Below are 18,123 nucleotides of genomic sequence, written 5' to 3' on the forward strand. Positions count from 1 at the left end.
GGAGCTGACAGTATGAATAATAAAGTATTACACCCACGGGCTTTGGAGCCTGTAACGCTACTAATGATTGTTTTAACATCAGTCATTGGGGCCATTATCGGGATACAGCTGATTACGACTTTAGGAATTTCTGCCAATACATCTATCGTAGGGGCAATATTTGCGATGATTCTAGGAAGAATTCCAATTGGCAAGCTCATTGCATTTAAATCGGTGCATAGACAAAATATAATCCAAACGGCCATTTCAGCCGCAACATTTAGTGCAGCGAGTAGCTTAATGTTGCCAATTGGTATTCCATACGTTTTGGGCTATGAAAATTTAGTATTACCGTTGTTTATCGGTGTTATTTTAGCGATGTTTGTGGATGCTTTATTATTATATAAATTTTTCGATACAAAAATTTTCCCAGCAGCAGGTACTTGGCCACCAGGGATTGCGACAGCTGAAGCAATTAAGGCTGGCGATAAAGGCGGTAAAAATGCCAAAGTATTAGTTGGTGGTGTATTAATCGGTATCGTGGGATCAGTTCTAAAAATTCCAATGTCAGCTTTTGGGGTAGCGTTTATCGGTAATATTTGGGCGCTTACGATGTTTGGGATTGGGCTTTTACTAAGAGGCTATTCGGTTCAATTATTTAATGTTGACTTAAATGCTTATTATATCCCGCATGGGGTTATGATTGGTGCTGGGATTGTGGCACTTTTCCAAGTAGCCTTTGCTTTACTAAATAAAAAATCGATTAAAAAGTCAGAAGAGTTAATCTATTCGAAAGATGCAAAAGAAATTCGCCAAGCCTTTGGTGTTGGGTTTATTGCTTATTTAGCCATTGCCTTATTAATAGCTGTTTTAGGCGGCATTATCACACATATGTCATTTGGGATGTTAATAGGATTTATTCTCTTTGCCACAATCGCAGCATTTGTCCATGAGTTGATCGTTGGTATTGCGGCCATGCATGCGGGTTGGTTCCCAGCGTTTGCAGTGGCATTTATTACATTGATTGTTGGTATTTTAATAGGCTTCCCTGCACCAGCTCTTGCTTTGTTAGCAGGTTATAGTGCAGCTACAGGGGTTGCATTTGCGGATATGGGCTATGATTTAAAAACTGGTTTTATTCTGCGTGGAAATGGTAGTGATCCGGCACTAGAAAAAGAAGGGCGTAAACAGCAAATGATCGCTGGTATGTTGGCGTTCTCGATTTCTGCTATTGTTGTTTTACTATCCTACAAATCCTATTTTGCACAAGATTTAGTAGCCCCTGTTAACCATGTTTATGCGGCAACTATTCAATCTGGTGTTACAGGGGATGTAGCGAAACAATTAATGATTTGGGCAATTCCAGGGGCATTGATCCAATTGATTGGTGGCTCGAAACGACAAATGGGTATTCTTTTTGCTACAGGTTTATTACTGATCAATCCGATTGCTGGATGGGCGGTATTAGCAGGTATCTTACTTCGTGTTATTTTCACATACGTGACGAAAGGTAAGAGAGAATCTGAAATGACTGTCTTTGCAGCAGGTGTTATTGCTGGGGATGCTTTATACAGCTTCTTCTCTTCTATTCTAAAAATAGGGAAATAGAAAGGAGTAATGCTCGATGGCAAAAGTATTAACGTATGAGGATGGAATTGCTGCTGTGTATGGAGGTGCAATCCTTGGCGGAGGCGGAGGTGGCCTCCTAGAGGAAGGACTCAAACTGTTGGAGAAAATTTTTGCAGCCGGGGATCCTCAATTAGTCGATCTGACAGAATTAGATGGCCAAGATTTAGTGGCGTGCGTCGCAATGGTAGGCGCACCTTCAGCAGCCGATCAATATATTTCGAACGAGCAGCTTTGCTGGAGCTATCGCAATATGAACACACATACCAATCACCGTTTAAAAGGCATCATTACCAATGAAAATGGTGCCATCACAACGATTAATGGCTGGTTGCAGTCAGTTTTATTAAAAGTGCCTGTCGTAGATGCTCCTTGTAATGGGCGGGCACATCCAACGGGTATTATGGGTTCCTTAAATCTTCATGAACAGGAAGACTATCAATCAGTACAATTTTACGCAGGTGGCAAAGATGACTTTGCGGTCCAAGGATTTGTGGAAGGTCCACTACAAAACACGGCTAAAACGGCACGACAAGCGTCTATTTTAGCAGGAGGGTTAGTAGGTGTGACGAGGAATCCTGTGACGATAGATTATTTACAGAAACATGGGGCACCGAATGCCATTACAATGGCTATTGAGCTTGGCTATCGTTTCCTCAATGGACAAACCTTTGACGATAAATTGACCCATATTTTGCAGCAATTGAATGGGGTGCATATCGTAACCGGTAAGGTTCGACATTATTCATTAACGAAGGAAAATGGCTTTGACGTAGGGAAATTATCCGTTGGCGATTACGATTTGACGTTCTGGAATGAATATATGACGTTATCGAAAGAAGGACAGCTACAATCGAAATTTCCAGATCTTATCATGACATTTGATACGGAAAAGATGCTGCCAGTTCCAAGTGCGAGCATAAAAGAAGGAATGCATGTGGCGGTCATCCATGTTGATCAATCTCATTTAAAATTAAGTTCAACGATGCAAAATCAAGAGCTATTAAAAGAAATTGATGAGGTCATCAAGGGCGTGTTGTAGGATCTACTGTTAACTAGCAAATAAACTAATAAAAGCTGCCATCATCTACATGACTGTAAGATGGGCAGCTTTTATTCGTCCTTCAGCGGGAAGGTATTACATTTTATCACGATCGTTCCTACTTCCTTTATAACTTCTAACAATTTTGGCTTACATGAATCTTCATTGTGTTTGTACGACTCATTCACGTGGTTTCATAAACTGGCAGTCATCATCGTGTACGATTTTCATTAAAGGGAGGAGCTACGTTCATACAACTTGAAGAAGGTAACAACCAATAACGAAAAACAATTACACATGGCTTCCATTTAATAATAACCTTTTGGTCGTAAAAACAACTAACTTGTTGTTCACAATTTTCGGCTGTACATCATGCTATGCGGGTTAAACAAAGAATTTCTAAGGGAAAGTGTTCACTTTTATTTGTTTGATGATTGGTTTTCTTTACTTATGTCATCTTGCAAACATACTATTCAATTGTAAGCCCGCTGAAGTTGATATTCATTCTGTCAAACACATAGCTGTTTGTACATAGCTGAAAAATATGAGGTACAGAACAAATTGTTTGTTCTGCAAGTTTATCTTATAATATTCTGAAAAATTAGTCAATTGAAAAGGTATTGATTTTTTATTTTTCGTGAGGGCTATAAATACAGTATAATCGTGTAGGAAGGGAATGAGTTTGAACTATGGATGATTTAATGAGTAAAGTACGAGAAATTTATGAACAGTTTGACGCTAGCCATGATTTCCAACATATTGAGCGTGTCTATCAAAATGCACTAGCGATCTTACATACAGAGCCAGCAGCAGATGCAGAAGTTGTTAAAATTGCAGTGCTGCTGCATGATGTGAGCGACAAAAAGTATACCGATAGTAAGGAACAGGAGGAACAGCTTATTGCAGACCTCCCTGTTAGCGAGGAAAAAAAGCAACATATTCGAGATTGTATTGCACAAGTATCGTTTAATGGTGGAAATGAGCTAGAGGCTACATCCATGGAAGCGAAAATCGTTCGCGATGCAGACCGTTTAGATGCAATTGGAGCCATTGGCATCGCTCGAACATTTGCATATGGTGGTGCGAAAGACCGCAAGCTTTACGATAAGGATGAAGAAGCACGCACAAATATGTCGGAATCAGAATATCGTCAAAAAAATACGTCATCTGTCACTCACTTTTACGAAAAGCTATTGCTCCTAAAGGATTTAATGGTAACGGAAAAGGGCAAGCAAATGGCACTTGAACGTCATCAATTTATGGAAAGCTTTTTACAGCAATTACAACATGAAATAGGTCAATAAAACAACACGAACCGCCTTTCAATTGAAGGCGGTTTGTGTTGTTTTATTTGCATATTTGTTTGACATAATCATTTTATTGTAATTTGAAGTTTTTTAAAATGAAATATGCAGTACTCCCATATTGTGCGATTTCATAGCTGGTAAATCGTAATAAATTTTTACAAATATATTTGTGCATTCGCCCTTGTTATACATTTGGATATCATCGATTAGAGGGACTCGCGGAAAAAGGATTGTATGGCTGTCGTTAGTGCTTCCCAAATAATAGTTAGATCTTCTGTGGTTGTACGCCAATTGCTGAAAGCCGCACGTATAGCTGGCACACCTTGGTAAACAGTTGGTGTCATGAACACTTTGCCTTGTTGATTTAATGTCGTCAAAAATTGTTTGCTCATTTCGGCTGTTAGTGCCTTATGATTTATGGCAAAGCACACAACATTTAAACGAACAGGGGCTAACAAAGTAAATTGGTCACTTTGCTCTATTTTTTGACCAAGCTGCTGAGCTAGCAGTATATTTTGTTCGATTAACTGTTGATAGCCTTTTTTACCATAAGCTTGTAGGGAGAACCAAGCAGGCAACGCCCGGAATCGTCGTGAATTTTCAGGGGTAAGATCACTAAAATTCGGATTCTCAAGCGAGCTACCAAGGTAGGCAGCATTATTTTGAAATACAGCTACTTGTAACGATTGATGTCGGGAAAATTGCATAGCCGCATCATAAGGGACATTCAGCCATTTATGTGCGTCAATCGTAATAGAATCAGCATGGTTAATGCCCTCGACTAAGTGATGATACTTTTGTGAACAAGCAGCAAAGCCTCCAAAAGCCGCATCTACATGAAGCCAGAAATTATAGCGCTTTTTGAGCTTGCCAATTGCTAGTAAATCGTCAAAATCAACCGTATTGACGGTTCCCGCATTTGCTACGACAACACAGGGTTCTTGTTGATTGTCCTCAAGGAATTGTTGTAATTTTGTGATATCGATCGCTTCACGCTGTTCCTGACATGGAATAAGATGAATAGACTTTCTCCCAATGCCAAGCATAGAAGTTGCTTTGACAATACTTGAATGTGGCGTACCACTGACAATCTTTATCGGTGGGATATCATATAACCCATCCATCGCAGTGCTTTTCCCATAGTATTGCGCCACCCACTCTCTTGCTTGTGCAAGTCCTACGAAATTAGCCATCGTAGCCCCGCTGACAAATGTTCCCTGAAAATCCTCACTCACTAGCAATAAATCTTTTAACATATCAATCGTCGCTAATTCCATTGAGCCTGCTACAGAATCTTGCGTATTGGATAGATTTTGATCGTAAATACTGACTAACCAATCTCCAACAATCGAAGCAGGCGTAGCCCCACCTGTAACAAACCCTAAATATCTTGAACCTGCACTGGCGCTTAAGCCTTCAGCATAATGCTGTGAAAAGTATTGAAGTATCGACTGAGCGCCATGTCCTACTTCAGGAAGTGTTGAAGCTGGTACGTTATAAGCTTGATTTGTTACGGCTCTTTCTTCAAGACTGGTAAAAAACTTGGCAGCATGGTGCACAACATCCGTTAAAATCGTTTCAATATTTTCCTGATCTTGCTTCATGTTCGTCATGGATCATCATTTCCCTTCATTTTAAATTTAGCTATTTCTGCCTCTACACTATATAGTGATATATATAACAGTCAAATTATGACTATAACAGTTGGAGGGTCAATGAAAATAAAGCTAAACCGTCAATCAGATCAAACCTTAATCCATCAGATTTCAAATATTATGACAGAAAAAATACGATCAGGTTTTCTACAGGAGGGGAGTCAATTACCTTCTATTCGGAGCTTTTCTAAAGAAAATCAAGTGAGCCCTGTAACGATTAGCAAGGCTTATGCATTGTTAGAAAGAAATGGGTATATTCAAGTGGTACATGGCAAGGGGGCATTCGTGCGTAAAAATGAACTGGGGAGCATCCATGTGAGCCAACGTAATTACAATTGGCAATTATCGATCCCCGACTACATTCAACGTTCACAATCCATGTTAAATAAAGGAACAGAGTATGCGCTGAAATTTTCAAGTGCAACCATCCATCCGGGGTTATTACCCTCAGTTTATTTGACGAATGAAATCGTGGCAATTTTACTCGCGGATCCTCAGATTGTTACGCGCTATGGGGCTGTACAAGGTGATGAAGATGTACGAAAGGCAATTCGGGACTATGTCCAAAAGTATGGTGACATTGAAACAACACCTCAAGAAATTATTGTGACAAATGGTGTTCAACAAGGAATTGATGTAGTGGCTAGAACATTTATTGGACCAGGAGACATTGTCATTACCGAAGCTCCTACCTATACAGCAGCAATCGATGTCTTTAGAAATCGTGGAGCCCATATTATTCCGATTCCAGTAGATGCAGAAGGTATGCAGACAACTATTCTAGCGACATTATGTTTAAGCAAACAACCAAAACTGATCTATACAAACCCAACATTTCAGAATCCTACAGGAACTGTTTTAAGCGAAACTAGACGAAGAGAGTTACTAGACCTTGCCCAACAATACGGCTTTCTTATTGTAGAGGATGATTCATGGAATGAAATTTATTTTGACGATAATCCACCGCCACCTACTCTTAAAGCGTTAGATGAAAGTGGTCATGTTATTTATTTAAAAGGATTTAGCAAATCGTTAGCACCTAGTTGTAGAATTGGAGCCATCATCTCGAATGGCACTGTCCATCAAAGGCTCCTATCAGCCAAATCCTTTGCCGATTCGGGCAATCCACTATTAACACAAAAGGCATTGATTCCTTTTTTACGATCAGAACGCATGCATGTCCATTTAGAAAAATTACGCATTGCGCTTGAAGTAAGAAGAGATCAGACGATTGCAATATTGAACAAATATGCACCACAAGGCGTTACGTGGATGGAACCAAAAGGAGGGTTAAATATTTGGGTGTCTCTGCCTAGTAATGGCAATACAGATGAACTGTTGTTTAAAGCGCAGCAAGCCCATATTACTTTTTTACCCAGCTCTGCTTGTTATCCGGGAGAGCCTCAATATCACCATATGAGAATTAGTTATTCCTATCCAGAACCACATGAACTAGAGCAAGGAGTCATGAAACTTTGTCAGATAATGCACACGTATTTACAGGAGAATAGGAACATTGATAGGACAAACCATTGATAGTTTGTTGTTCTTTGTTTACATGTCAATTGATGTTATGATGAATATTGGATATCAATAATCGTCTACATAAAAGTAGTGAGGGCATGAACAATACCTAACATGAAAGAGATGGAATAGTGGAATGAGTCATTTAATTGTACAAAATTTAACAAAAACTGTTGGCGATAAAACGCTTTTTGAAAATATTGAATTTACCATTTATGAGGGTGAGCGAGCAGGCCTAATCGGTATTAATGGTACGGGGAAATCAACCCTGTTATCGATCTTAGCAGAGGATATCGAAGCGGATACCCTCACAATGGATCGCCCCAATAAATACCGTGTCGCATATTTACCACAGGAACCGACATTCCAATCAGGAGAAACGGTTTTACAAGCAGTCTTTGCTGGTGACTCACCGGTTTTACAACTGAATCGTCAATATGAGGAAACAGTGGCTGAACTAGCAGTAAATCCTACATCTGAAAGTTTGCAAAAGACTTTATTTGGCTTGCAGCAGCGTATGGATGAAGAGCAGGCATGGGATGTCAACGCGCTTGCAAAAACAGCCTTAACAAAGCTTGGCATTGAAACATTTGATAAAGAAGTGCTAACGCTCTCAGGCGGTCAGCAAAAACGAGTAGCATTGGCTAAAGTATTAATTGAACCAGCAGACCTTTACCTATTAGATGAGCCGACCAACCATTTGGATGTGCAAGCAACAGAGTGGCTTCAAGAGATGGTGCTACGACTAAAGGGCGCAGTTATTTTTATTACCCATGATCGTTATTTCTTAGATGAATTATCGACACATATTTACGAACTAGCCGATCAAACCCTGTATCGTCATACAGGAAATTATGGTGATTTTTTAGAGGCCCGAGCCATCCGTGAGGAAATGAAGGCGGCTTCTGCTCAGAAGGATCGCAACCGTTATCGTTCAGAGTTGAAATGGATTCGTCGCGGTGCGAAGGCACGCTCCACTAAACAAAAAGCGCGTATCCAACGCTTTGAAAAGTTGGAGGATAATTTAGAGCGTAGATCTGAGGACGTTTCATTGGAAATAGGACTTGCTACAACACGTTTAGGGCGTAAAGTGCTAGAGGCTGAAAGTATTTCGAAAGCATTTGGCCAGCAAAAGATTTTAGATAACTTTTCATTTTTACTCCAGCAAGGGGACCGTATTGGCATAATCGGCGCGAATGGTGTAGGAAAATCTACTTTATTGAACATGCTAGCAGGAGAGCTTTCACCAGACCAAGGTGAAATTCTTGTTGGGTCAACAGTAAAGCTAGCTCATTTCAAGCAAACTTTACCGAAAATGAATGAAAATGAGCGTATGATTGAATATATACGTGAGGCTTCGAATGACATTACAGATGCAGAGGGTGTCCGCTATTCAGCGGCTCAGATGCTAGAGCGCTTTTTATTCCCATTACATGCTCACGGTACACCGATTGGTAAATTATCAGGCGGTGAGCGCAAGCGCCTTCATTTATTACGTTTATTAATGGAGCAGCCTAATGTTTTATTATTAGACGAGCCAACCAATGATTTAGATATTGAAACTTTGGGCGTGCTAGAGGATTTCATTGAGCATTTCCCAGGCGTAGTCATCACGATTTCCCATGACCGTTTTTTCCTAGATCGTATTGCGAAAAAGCTATGGATCTTGGATGGAAAAGGGCAGGTAGAGGAAACGCTGGATCTGTATAGTGAGTATTTGGAGAAGCGTGAGCATACGGCTACTGCGAAAGTTGAGGCACCGAAGGCTGAAAAGCCGAAGTCCGAAAAACCAAAATCTGATAAGAAAAAGCTATCGTTTAAAGAGCAAAAAGAATGGGAAACGATTGCAGATGATATTGAAAAAACAGAAACAGCTATTATGGAGACTGAAGAGGGAATCGCTAATACTGGTTCAGATTTTACAAAACTACAGGAATTAACAGCTCAGCTTGATGAGCTCAATGCACAGTATGAGCATCTGATTGAAAGATGGTCTTATTTAGATGAAATTGTTAATGGATAAGGAGCGATAGACATGAAGATTATTACAATTGAACCGACACCAAGTCCCAATTCTATGAAGATTGTTGTTGATACAGAGCTACCGTTCGGGAAAAGCTATAATTTTACAAAGGATAATAAAGATGAAGCAACTGGAGAAGCAGCAGCTATTTTAGCCATTGAGGGGATAAAGGGCGTTTATCATGTAGCTGATTTCTTTGCGGTGGAGCGTAATGCCAAATATGCATGGGAAGGTATTTTAGCAAGTATCCGTCAAGTATTAGGTGAAGACGTTGAAACGCAAGATGAAACAATAGTAGCTAATGAGTTTTACGGGGAAGTTTATGTCCATGTTCAGTTCTATAAGCAAGTACCACTACAAGTAAAAGTGTTTGATAACCAACGTGAACATCGTGTGAGCTGTGGTGATCGTTTTGTCGATGCTTTTAATCAAATTATTGAATCAGCAGTAGATGAAAACTATATTTTCCAGCGTAAATGGATTGATTATGGTGTGCGCTATGGCGAATTAGAAGAAATCGCAGAAGCGGTCAAACAGGAAATTGATGTCACATATTCTGTAGAACGATTAGCAGAAATTGTTGCTGCGCTTAATAATGACGATGAAAAAGCTATCGTTCAATCAAATAAGCTGAAAATAACGGTGGAGCAGTTCCAACAACCGGAATGGGAGAAACGCTTCCAGTTATTAGACCAAATGGCTGATCCGAAGCTGGATGATTTACCACTTTTAGATGTAGCTTTACAGGATGAGCAAATGTCGATTCGTCGTCTAGCAACTGTATATTTAGGGATGGTTGAAGATGTTACGGTAGTTCCGTATTTAGAAAGGGCCCTTCAGGATAAAAGTGCTGCCGTGCGACGTACAGCAGGCGACTGCATGAGTGACCTTGGCTTTGTAGAATTTGAAAGCGCCATGCAGCAAGCCCTACAAGATAAGAACAAATTGGTACGCTGGCGTGCAGCGATGTATTTATATGAGGCTGGTACAGAACAATCATTACCAGTATTAAAAGCGGCCGCAGATGATAAAGAATTCGAAGTGAAGCTACAAGTGAAAATGGCGATTGCCCGTATCGAGCAAGGTGAAGAGGCAAAAGGCTCCGTTTGGAAGCAAATGACCGAATCTCGCCAACAATAGTTATGTAAGAAATAAACCAGCAGCCGCTGGTTTTTTTATTTTGTGGGGAGAGTTTTATTCCAAGGAAATGAAGATACTCAATATCCTGATTATCATAGATGCATCTTCTTTGGATTATCAAAAATGGGTGTAAAGTAGAAAAAAAAGTTGTTTTTTAGCGATTTATTGCTAAACAAAAAGTTAAGGTCATTCTATGAATCATTAACATATTGTCTAGTTTCATAGAGAAGGGTCAATGTTAAAATAACATAAATTCAGAATATTCCCTAAAATAGGAGGTCCTTTGCATGACAATAACTAGTTTAAAAACAACCAAATCGTACGTGCGAGATCGGGAGGCGGTCATCGCGTTAACACAAAAGCTAGTACGAATTGAAAGCGTTTACCGTGAGAATGATCCAAAGGGTAATGAAGAAGAGGTGGCACACGTTGTTGCGGCGTATTTACGGGATATTGGCATAGAGACACATGTTGAGGAGGTTGTGCCAGGACGACCGAATGTTATTGGTATTATTGATTCGGGCAAGCCTGGGAAAACATTACTTTTTGAGGGGCATACAGATGTTGTGACGGAGGGTAATCGTGAAGCATGGGCATACGATCCATTTGGAGCAGAGATTGTTGAAGGACGTATGTATGGCAGGGGAACAAATGATACGAAGGGCAATCTCGCTTGTATGATTACTGCCTGTCAATCATTATTACTAGATCAGGAAGAATTTACAGGCAAGATTATTTTATGTATCCCTTGTGATGAAGAGGGGCTCATGCTAGGCATTAAGCATTTTATTAAAAACGGCTGGGCAGACGGAGTAGATGGGGCTATTATTTGCGAGCCACAGGAAAACAATGTATGTATTGCACAGCGTGGGGCCATTCGTTTACAGGTTGATATTTTCGGTAAGATGGCACATGGCGCGATCTCGTGGAGTGGCATTAATCCAAACTGGCGAATGGCACGATTGATTGTAGAGCTGGAGAAACTAGAAAAAGAGGAGCAGGCTCGGTTAGGCCGTGACCCGATGCTGAATTGGCCATCTATTACGCCAACGATATTACGTGCGCCTGTTAAAGGAGATGCACAAATCAATGTCATTCCTGATCACTGTATGACGACGCTTGATATTCGTACAGTTCCTGCCCAAGATCATGATGAATTACTAGGAAAAATCGACGCAATTATTAAACGCTTACAGGCAGATGATCCAGATTTTAATGTGGAACTAACGATCCTTGATAATCGACCTGCTACAGCAACGGCTAAGGAGGAAGCTGTTGTACAGGCCATATACGAGGCAGTGGCAGAGGTGACAGAAAAGGAACCTAAATATAACGGTGTTCCTGGTGCAACAGATGGTACGTTTCTTCACGTCCATGGTATTCCAATAGTGACGGTTGGTGCAGGAGATCGTGAAATTCCTCATCAAATCAATGAATATGTAGATATTGAAGAATTGGCGGAAACAACAGCTATTTATCGTTTAGCGGCATTAAAATTTTTGGCTGGTGATGCACAATGACAACAATAAAAATGGCGGTTATACCAGGGGATGGCATTGGAAAAGAAGTGATGCAGGAAGCATTAAAGGTTGTAAAATGTGTGCAAGAACGGGATTCATCCTTACAAATTACAACGATGGTTTTTCCGTGGAGCTCTGATTATTATTTAGCACACGGTCGCATGATGCCAGAGGATGCACTGGAGACACTACAAAAATATGATGCGATATTATTTGGAGCTATTGGTGATGCTCGCGTACCAGATGATGTCACGGTATGGGAACTCATTATGCCGATTCGGAAAAATTTCCAGCAGTATGTGAATTTCCGTCCTATTAAGTCATTGCCAGGGATTTCCTCACCTCTGGTTGGCGGGAACGATATTGATTTTGTCATTTTCCGTGAAAATGCTGAGGGGGAATATTCGGATAGTGGGGGTCGACTATATCAACAGCAGCCACAAGAAATGACGATTCAAAATACGATTATGACGCGTATTGGGATTGAAAAAATTGTTCGAGCAGCCTGTGAATATGCTCAGCAGCATGGGAAAACCAAGCTGACAAGTGCGACAAAATCTAATGCGATTATTCATTCCATGAAATTTTGGGATGAGCATACAAGAAAAACAGTGACACAAATTGCACCAGAACTACAGCTTGAAGCCATTTATATCGATGCATTAGTTGCTTATTTTGTCGAACGACCACAGGAATTTGAAGTCGTTGTGGCTTCCAATTTATTTGGCGATATTTTATCTGATTTAGGCTCTGCCATTGTTGGGGGGCTGGGCTTATCTCCTTCAGCCAACTTAAATCCAGAGAAGACATTTCCATCAATGTTTGAGCCTGTGCATGGTTCAGCGCCAGATATAGCAGGCAAGGGAATTGCCAATCCAATCGCTCAAATATGGTCGCTCGCCTTACTGCTAGGACATCAAGGCAGAAAGGATTTAGAACATTTGATTGTCCAAGCTATTAGTAAAGTGCTAGAAGAAGGCGTCGTGAAAACAGCTGATATTGGTGGACAAGCAACAACAGCACAAATGGGCGATGCGATTTGTCAGGAAATCATTCATATGACTTTAACAGCAGGGGGTGTATAGTATGACAACTGAGCCTAAGGTGATTGTTGTGACAGGTGCAGGTGGCGGAATGGGAAAAGCCATTATGGAAGAACAGCTTAAGCAAGGTAATCTGGTTATAGGGCTTGATGTATCTGTAAAGGCGCTGTCCAATTTAACACATGATTCCCTGCAATGCTTTGAAGTCAATGTATTGCAGGAGGAGCGAGTGAATGACATCTTCCAGCAAATTGTTGATAAGTACGGTAGAATTGATGGGCTTGTCAATGCACTTGGGATTGCACAGGCAGCAACGCCAATTGAACAAGTAACGATGGACGAGTGGAATCGCTTAATGGATGTCAATGTAAAAAGTTTATTTATTACAGCAAAAGCTGTTGTCCCCTTTATGAAAAAACAGCAAAAGGGGTCTATTGTTACGATTGCTTCCATATCAGCAGTTCGCCCTAGACCTGGCTTACAAGCCTATATTGCATCGAAGGGTGCAGCGGAAAGCTTTACGAGAGGGCTAGCGATTGAGCTGGCACCAAACCAAATTCGAGTTAATACGATTCATCCTGGGCCTGCCGATACACAAATGCTTGGGCAATTTGCCGCACATGGCGCCGATGTTGAGCAAACAAAGCAAAGTGTGTTTGTGCAATCTGTCCCATTAGGACGATTGGTGAAGCCTTCTGATATAGCAGGAGCCGTTAGTTATTTATTGTCTGATGCAGCTAGCATGGTCACTGGGACGACCTTACATGTAGATGGTGGTCGTGGATTATAGGAGGGATACGATGAGAATTATTCCTATGTTGATTAATGGGGAATGGATTTATGGTGATGCAGAAGCATTGCTAGATGTGGGCAATCCATCAACGGGAGAAATCATTGCGCAAATTAGTAATGCGAGTCAAGCGCATGTAGAAGAAGCGGTGCGATCAGCAAGGAGAGCCTTTGAAAGTGATGAATGGCGTCAATGGAAGGCTTTTGAACGAGGCCAGTTATTAATCGACTTCGCTCATTATATTCGTCAGCATGCCGAGGAATGGAGTCTACTAGAATGCCGGGACGTAGGTAAACCTTTAACGCAAGCAAGGGCAGATATTGAAGCGGCGGCTCGGTATTTTGAATTTTACGGTGGAGCGGCTGATAAGGTGATGGGGGATACGATTCCAATTGAGGATGGCCTATTGAATGCAGTAGTGCTCGAACCCGTTGGTATTACTGTACATATCGTGCCATGGAACTATCCGATTCAAATAACAGCACGAAGTGTCGCTGCGGCCATTGCTACAGGCAATGCAGTTATTGTGAAAAGTGCGGAAGATACGCCACTAACAACACATGCCATCACGGAGTGGCTTGCAGAAAAACTGCCAAAAGGGATCTTTCAACATATTACTGGCTTAGGAAGAGATGTGGGTCCGTATTTAACATCACATCCTGATATTAATCATATTACCTTTACGGGGTCGGTCCCTACAGGGGTTGCAGTGATGAAGGCAGCAGCGGAAAATGTTGTCCCTGTAACATTAGAGCTTGGCGGAAAATCACCCAATATTGTTTTTGCAGATGCCAATATAGAGCAAGCATTGGATGGGGTAGTGCGGGCTATTATTCAAAATTCAGGGCAAACATGTTCTGCTGGGGCTCGACTACTCATTGAAGAAAGTATAAAAGATACATTTCTCCCACAATTAGTACAAAAATTTCAAGCGATACAGGTGGGGCCAGGTGAGGCGGACATGGATATGGGGCCGTTACTCAATGAACGTCAGTATACAAAAATTACTACATTATTACAGCAAGCAAAGAAAGATGGCTATGTCATCACTGGTGGAGAGCCGTTAATGATGGAAGGGTATGAAAATGGCTTCTATGTGCAGCCAACTATACTAGATGGTGTACAGCCGAATGATCCTTTAGCGCAGGAGGAAATTTTTGGACCCGTGCTGACGGTTTTAACATTTACGAGCGTGGAGGAAGCCATTACTCTTGCCAATAGCACAGATTATGGCTTAGTAGCGGGTGTTTGGTCACAGAATATCGATACAGCTCATTATGTGGCGAGTCGTGTACAAGCAGGACAAGTATTTATTAATAATTATGGGGCAGCCGGTGGTATTCAAATGCCGTTCGGAGGCTATAAAAAAAGTGGGATTGGTCGAGAGAAGGGCTTTGTTGCTCTGCGGAACTATACGCAAATGAAAAATATTGCCATACGCTATGCACCACCTATTCAACGCTGACAGGGAGGGACGCCTATGGAACATGCAAAAGATAAACAAGTGCTCTTAGAGGTCAATCAATTATCGATCCGATTCCATTTGAAGAATGGCAAAGAGGCAAAAGTGGTAGACGATGTGAGCTTTACCATTCATAAGGGAGAAACGGTTGCATTAGTGGGAGAATCGGGCAGTGGCAAAAGTATTACCTCCTTAGCAATTATGCGTTTACTGCCAATCCCTCCTGGGGAAATTACAGCAGGAACTATCAACTTTAACGGCAAAAATCTATTAGCCTATAAAAATAAAGAGATGAGCCATATTCGTGGCAATGAAATTAGTATGATTTTTCAAGAGCCTATGACTTCATTAGACCCGGTATTTACGATCGGCAATCAAATGATCGAAGGCATTCGTAGACATCAAAAGGTTTCAAAAAAAGATGCTTGGCAAAAAGCATTACAATTATTAAAGGAGGTGGGGATTGCCAACGCGGAGAAGGTAATCGCCGAATATCCTCACCAATTATCAGGGGGAATGAGGCAACGTGTCATGATTGCCATTGCGATGTCAAATAATCCCCAGCTATTAATTGCGGATGAGCCGACTACAGCATTAGATGTAACCGTACAGGCGCAAATTTTAAAGCTGATGATGAAAATGAAGGAAGAACATCAATCAGCGATTTTATTCATTACCCATGATATGAGTGTTGTCGCAGAAACAGCGGACCGTGTCATGGTTATGTATGCCGGGCAAATAGTGGAGGAGGCCCCTGTAAGAGAGCTTTTTTTAAATCCTCAGCACCCTTATACAGCAGCGCTGCTAAAAACAATGCCGAGTCTTGAAACAGAGGTGAAAAGACTGCCATCTATTCCTGGTACTGTGCCACCCGCATATGCATTACCAAAGGGTTGTCGCTTTGCACCCCGATGCCCGCATGCTATGGCGCAATGCCATCAGGATAGTCCGACCATACACTATATTCAAGAGACACATAAAGTGCGCTGTCATTTATTCACAGAGAAGGGGGAGCTGGCACATGACGAAGAAAGAAGTTTTGCTGGAAATTAATCATTTAAAAGCTTACTTTCCTGTGAAGCGCAAGTCTATGAAAGAAGAGAAAAAGATGGTCAAAGCGGTTGATGATATTTCCATTGAAATTTATCGGGGAGAGACGCTAGGCATTGTAGGCGAATCTGGCTCAGGAAAATCTACATTTGGACGAACGATTTTGAAGCTCGTTGAACCAACAGCCGGAGAAGTATTATATAAAGGACAACCGATCCAGCATTTAAAAGGCAATAAGCTTCAATCGTATCGCAATCAAATGCAAATGATTTTTCAAGACCCCTTTGCCTCACTAAATCCTAGAATGCGCATTGGAGCGATTATTGAGGAACCGATGAAATTACAATTAACATTGACGAAGGAACAGCGAAAAGAACGCGTGAAGGAATTGCTACAAAAGGTTGGACTTCCTGAGGATGCCATGCAAAAATTTCCTCATGAATTTTCAGGAGGTCAGCGACAAAGGATTGGGATTGCAAGAGCTCTTGCCATTCATCCAGAATTCATTATTGCGGATGAGCCAGTATCGGCATTGGATGTGTCTGTGCAATCACAAGTCCTTAACTTAATGATGGATTTACAGGATGAATTTCAGTTAACTTATTTATTCATTTCCCACGATTTAAGCGTTGTGAAGCATATAAGTGACCGTGTGGCGGTGTTGTACTTAGGACGGGTTGTGGAAATAGGAACGAAAAAGGAGCTATACGCTCATCCATTGCATCCTTATACACAAGCATTGCTATCTGCTATTCCAGTCGTCAATTTTGATGAGTCAAAGCAAGAAGTACTTTTACAAGGTGAACTACCTAGCCCGATCAATCCACCTGTTGGCTGTGTTTTTCATACGCGTTGTTCACATGTCATGGAAAGATGTCGGCAGGAGAGGCCTAAGCTTCAAGAGGAAAATGCAAATCAGCGAGTCGCTTGCTTTTTATATGATAAATAATCTGAATATTTAATTTATTGGGAAGTGGAGGGGTTGATATGTTTGGCAATATTACCGATGTTCCTGGTATCAAGGTGGGGCATCGTGAAAATGAAGAGGGGATTACAGGCTGTACGGCTCTATTAATGGAAGGCGGGGCAGTGTGTGGGGTAGATGTTCGAGGGTCTGCACCAGGTACTCGTGAAACGGATGCATTAGATCCCATCAATGAAATTGATCGTGTGCATGGTATTTGTCTGTCAGGGGGCAGTGCCTTTGGATTAGATGCTGCCACAGGAGTCATGCAATTTTTAGAGGAGCAAGGGATTGGGGTTGATGCAGGTGTTGCCAGAATTCCGATTGTGCCAAGTGCCGTCCTCTTTGACTTATTTATTGGCGATCCTCAAGCTCGACCTACAGCACAAATGGGCTATGAAGCAGCCCAAGCGGCCCAAGTAGGTTCATTTCAAAATGGCAATATTGGCGCGGGCTATGGGGCAACGGTAGGTAAACTGGCAGGACCAGACTTTGCCATGAAGGGTGGACTTGGTAGTGCATCAATTGCGGGCAAGGATGGGCTCATTGCTGGGGCTATTGTGGCTGTTAACGCAGTAGGTGATGTCAAGAATCCTAATACACGGCAAATTTTAGCGGGAGCGAGAAATCCTCAAACAGGACAGTGGTTGGATTGCTGTGCCTATCTCGAACAGCATGCACAATCAGAGGCACTTGCTGGCACGAATACAACCATTGGCGTAGTAGCGTTGAATGCAAAATTAACGAAGGCAGAAGCAAAAAAGATTGCCCAGCTTACGCAAAACGCTCTTGCCCGAACGATTTATCCTGTCCATACGATGCTTGATGGCGATACTATTTTTGTGCTAGGTACTGGAGAGCGGACATTTGCGCTAGATTACTTGGGACATTTAGCGACTAAGGTGATGGAGGAAGCTATTCTTACTGGTATTCAAGCGGCAGATAAATTGGCAGGGGTGGAAAGCTATACAAGCATTCAAAAGATAAGCACTTAGGAG

General features: G+C 41.6%; 14 protein-coding genes. 13 read left to right on the plus strand and 1 reads right to left on the minus strand.

Annotated features, from left to right (window positions below):
- Nucleotides 1–12 precede the first annotated feature (12 nt).
- From MKX57_RS08255 to MKX57_RS08265, 3 genes are all read left to right on the plus strand, one after another.
- Nucleotides 13–1,587 (plus strand): OPT/YSL family transporter, encoded by a 1,575-nt coding sequence (locus tag MKX57_RS08255; protein ID WP_008180208.1) that lies wholly within the window; start codon nucleotides 13–15, stop codon nucleotides 1,585–1,587.
- A gap of 16 nt (nucleotides 1,588–1,603) precedes the next feature.
- A complete protein-coding gene (locus MKX57_RS08260) occupies nucleotides 1,604–2,647 on the plus strand; it encodes a DUF917 family protein (RefSeq protein WP_342550894.1) in 1,044 nt (347 codons plus the stop codon).
- A gap of 689 nt (nucleotides 2,648–3,336) precedes the next feature.
- The gene (locus MKX57_RS08265) at nucleotides 3,337–3,951 is read left to right on the plus strand and encodes an HD domain-containing protein (protein WP_342550895.1); all 615 of its coding nucleotides are present in this window, start codon (nucleotides 3,337–3,339) and stop codon (nucleotides 3,949–3,951) included.
- Nucleotides 3,952–4,160: 209 nt separating this feature from the next.
- Here the strand turns inward: MKX57_RS08265 and MKX57_RS08270 are convergent, their stop codons facing one another.
- Complete coding sequence (locus MKX57_RS08270; protein ID WP_342550896.1) at nucleotides 4,161–5,567, minus strand: pyridoxal-dependent decarboxylase; 1,407 nt, start codon at nucleotides 5,565–5,567, stop codon at nucleotides 4,161–4,163.
- A gap of 102 nt (nucleotides 5,568–5,669) precedes the next feature.
- Here MKX57_RS08270 and MKX57_RS08275 point away from each other — a divergent pair, with 102 nt between their 5' ends.
- The 10 genes from MKX57_RS08275 to MKX57_RS08320 all read left to right on the plus strand — a co-directional run bounded on the left by MKX57_RS08275 (nucleotide 5,670) and on the right by MKX57_RS08320 (nucleotide 18,120).
- Nucleotides 5,670–7,145, plus strand: coding sequence for a PLP-dependent aminotransferase family protein (locus tag MKX57_RS08275; RefSeq protein ID WP_342550897.1), 1,476 nt, complete (start codon nucleotides 5,670–5,672; stop codon nucleotides 7,143–7,145).
- Nucleotides 7,146–7,269: 124 nt separating this feature from the next.
- Nucleotides 7,270–9,156 (plus strand): ABC-F family ATP-binding cassette domain-containing protein, encoded by a 1,887-nt coding sequence (locus MKX57_RS08280; protein ID WP_089985026.1) that lies wholly within the window; start codon nucleotides 7,270–7,272, stop codon nucleotides 9,154–9,156.
- 12 nt (nucleotides 9,157–9,168) lie between these two features.
- Complete coding sequence (locus MKX57_RS08285) at nucleotides 9,169–10,296, plus strand: virulence factor (RefSeq protein WP_342550898.1); 1,128 nt, start codon at nucleotides 9,169–9,171, stop codon at nucleotides 10,294–10,296.
- Nucleotides 10,297–10,583: 287 nt separating this feature from the next.
- Nucleotides 10,584–11,816 carry a M20 family metallopeptidase gene (locus MKX57_RS08290; protein ID WP_342550899.1) on the plus strand — a complete coding sequence of 411 codons (1,233 nt, stop codon included), beginning with the start codon at nucleotides 10,584–10,586 and terminating at the stop codon, nucleotides 11,814–11,816.
- Nucleotides 11,813–12,901 (plus strand): tartrate dehydrogenase, encoded by a 1,089-nt coding sequence (locus MKX57_RS08295; RefSeq protein ID WP_090001795.1) that lies wholly within the window; start codon nucleotides 11,813–11,815, stop codon nucleotides 12,899–12,901. Before MKX57_RS08290 ends, MKX57_RS08295 begins: the two co-directional genes overlap by 4 nt.
- Before the next feature lies 1 nt (nucleotide 12,902).
- Nucleotides 12,903–13,649, plus strand: coding sequence for a glucose 1-dehydrogenase (locus MKX57_RS08300; protein ID WP_342550900.1), 747 nt, complete (start codon nucleotides 12,903–12,905; stop codon nucleotides 13,647–13,649).
- A 10-nt stretch (nucleotides 13,650–13,659) separates the two neighbouring features.
- The gene (locus tag MKX57_RS08305; protein WP_089985021.1) at nucleotides 13,660–15,114 is read left to right on the plus strand and encodes an aldehyde dehydrogenase family protein; all 1,455 of its coding nucleotides are present in this window, start codon (nucleotides 13,660–13,662) and stop codon (nucleotides 15,112–15,114) included.
- Between the two features lie 15 nt (nucleotides 15,115–15,129).
- Entirely contained in the window at nucleotides 15,130–16,164 is a 1,035-nt protein-coding gene (locus MKX57_RS08310) for an ABC transporter ATP-binding protein (protein ID WP_089985019.1), read from the plus strand.
- Complete coding sequence (locus MKX57_RS08315) at nucleotides 16,133–17,110, plus strand: dipeptide ABC transporter ATP-binding protein (protein WP_089985017.1); 978 nt, start codon at nucleotides 16,133–16,135, stop codon at nucleotides 17,108–17,110. The genes MKX57_RS08310 and MKX57_RS08315 overlap by 32 nt, the downstream gene beginning before the upstream one ends.
- 38 nt (nucleotides 17,111–17,148) lie before the next feature.
- Entirely contained in the window at nucleotides 17,149–18,120 is a 972-nt protein-coding gene (locus tag MKX57_RS08320) for a P1 family peptidase (RefSeq protein WP_342550901.1), read from the plus strand.
- The last annotated feature ends 3 nt before the right edge of the window (nucleotides 18,121–18,123 follow it).

It is taken from the genome of Lysinibacillus sp. FSL M8-0216 (assembly GCF_038595555.1).
In the GTDB taxonomy this organism is placed as follows: Bacteria; Bacillota; Bacilli; order Bacillales_A; family Planococcaceae; genus Lysinibacillus; species Lysinibacillus fusiformis.

What these genes read in the sequence shown, in the direction of transcription:
- MKX57_RS08310 (WP_089985019.1), top strand. Translation starts at nt 15,130, where the DNA reads ATGGAACATGCAAAAGATAAACAAGTGCTCTTAGAGGTCAATCAATTA.
- MKX57_RS08290 (WP_342550899.1), top strand. Translation starts at nt 10,584, where the DNA reads ATGACAATAACTAGTTTAAAAACAACCAAATCGTACGTGCGAGATCGG.
- MKX57_RS08255 (WP_008180208.1), top strand. Translation starts at nt 13, where the DNA reads ATGAATAATAAAGTATTACACCCACGGGCTTTGGAGCCTGTAACGCTA.
- MKX57_RS08320 (WP_342550901.1), top strand. Translation starts at nt 17,149, where the DNA reads ATGTTTGGCAATATTACCGATGTTCCTGGTATCAAGGTGGGGCATCGT.
- MKX57_RS08295 (WP_090001795.1), top strand. Translation starts at nt 11,813, where the DNA reads ATGACAACAATAAAAATGGCGGTTATACCAGGGGATGGCATTGGAAAA.
- MKX57_RS08270 (WP_342550896.1), bottom strand. Translation starts at nt 5,567, where the DNA reads ATGACGAACATGAAGCAAGATCAGGAAAATATTGAAACGATTTTAACG.
- MKX57_RS08265 (WP_342550895.1), top strand. Translation starts at nt 3,337, where the DNA reads ATGGATGATTTAATGAGTAAAGTACGAGAAATTTATGAACAGTTTGAC.
- MKX57_RS08275 (WP_342550897.1), top strand. Translation starts at nt 5,670, where the DNA reads ATGAAAATAAAGCTAAACCGTCAATCAGATCAAACCTTAATCCATCAG.
- MKX57_RS08280 (WP_089985026.1), top strand. Translation starts at nt 7,270, where the DNA reads ATGAGTCATTTAATTGTACAAAATTTAACAAAAACTGTTGGCGATAAA.
- MKX57_RS08260 (WP_342550894.1), top strand. Translation starts at nt 1,604, where the DNA reads ATGGCAAAAGTATTAACGTATGAGGATGGAATTGCTGCTGTGTATGGA.
- MKX57_RS08305 (WP_089985021.1), top strand. Translation starts at nt 13,660, where the DNA reads ATGAGAATTATTCCTATGTTGATTAATGGGGAATGGATTTATGGTGAT.
- MKX57_RS08300 (WP_342550900.1), top strand. Translation starts at nt 12,903, where the DNA reads ATGACAACTGAGCCTAAGGTGATTGTTGTGACAGGTGCAGGTGGCGGA.
- MKX57_RS08315 (WP_089985017.1), top strand. Translation starts at nt 16,133, where the DNA reads ATGACGAAGAAAGAAGTTTTGCTGGAAATTAATCATTTAAAAGCTTAC.
- MKX57_RS08285 (WP_342550898.1), top strand. Translation starts at nt 9,169, where the DNA reads ATGAAGATTATTACAATTGAACCGACACCAAGTCCCAATTCTATGAAG.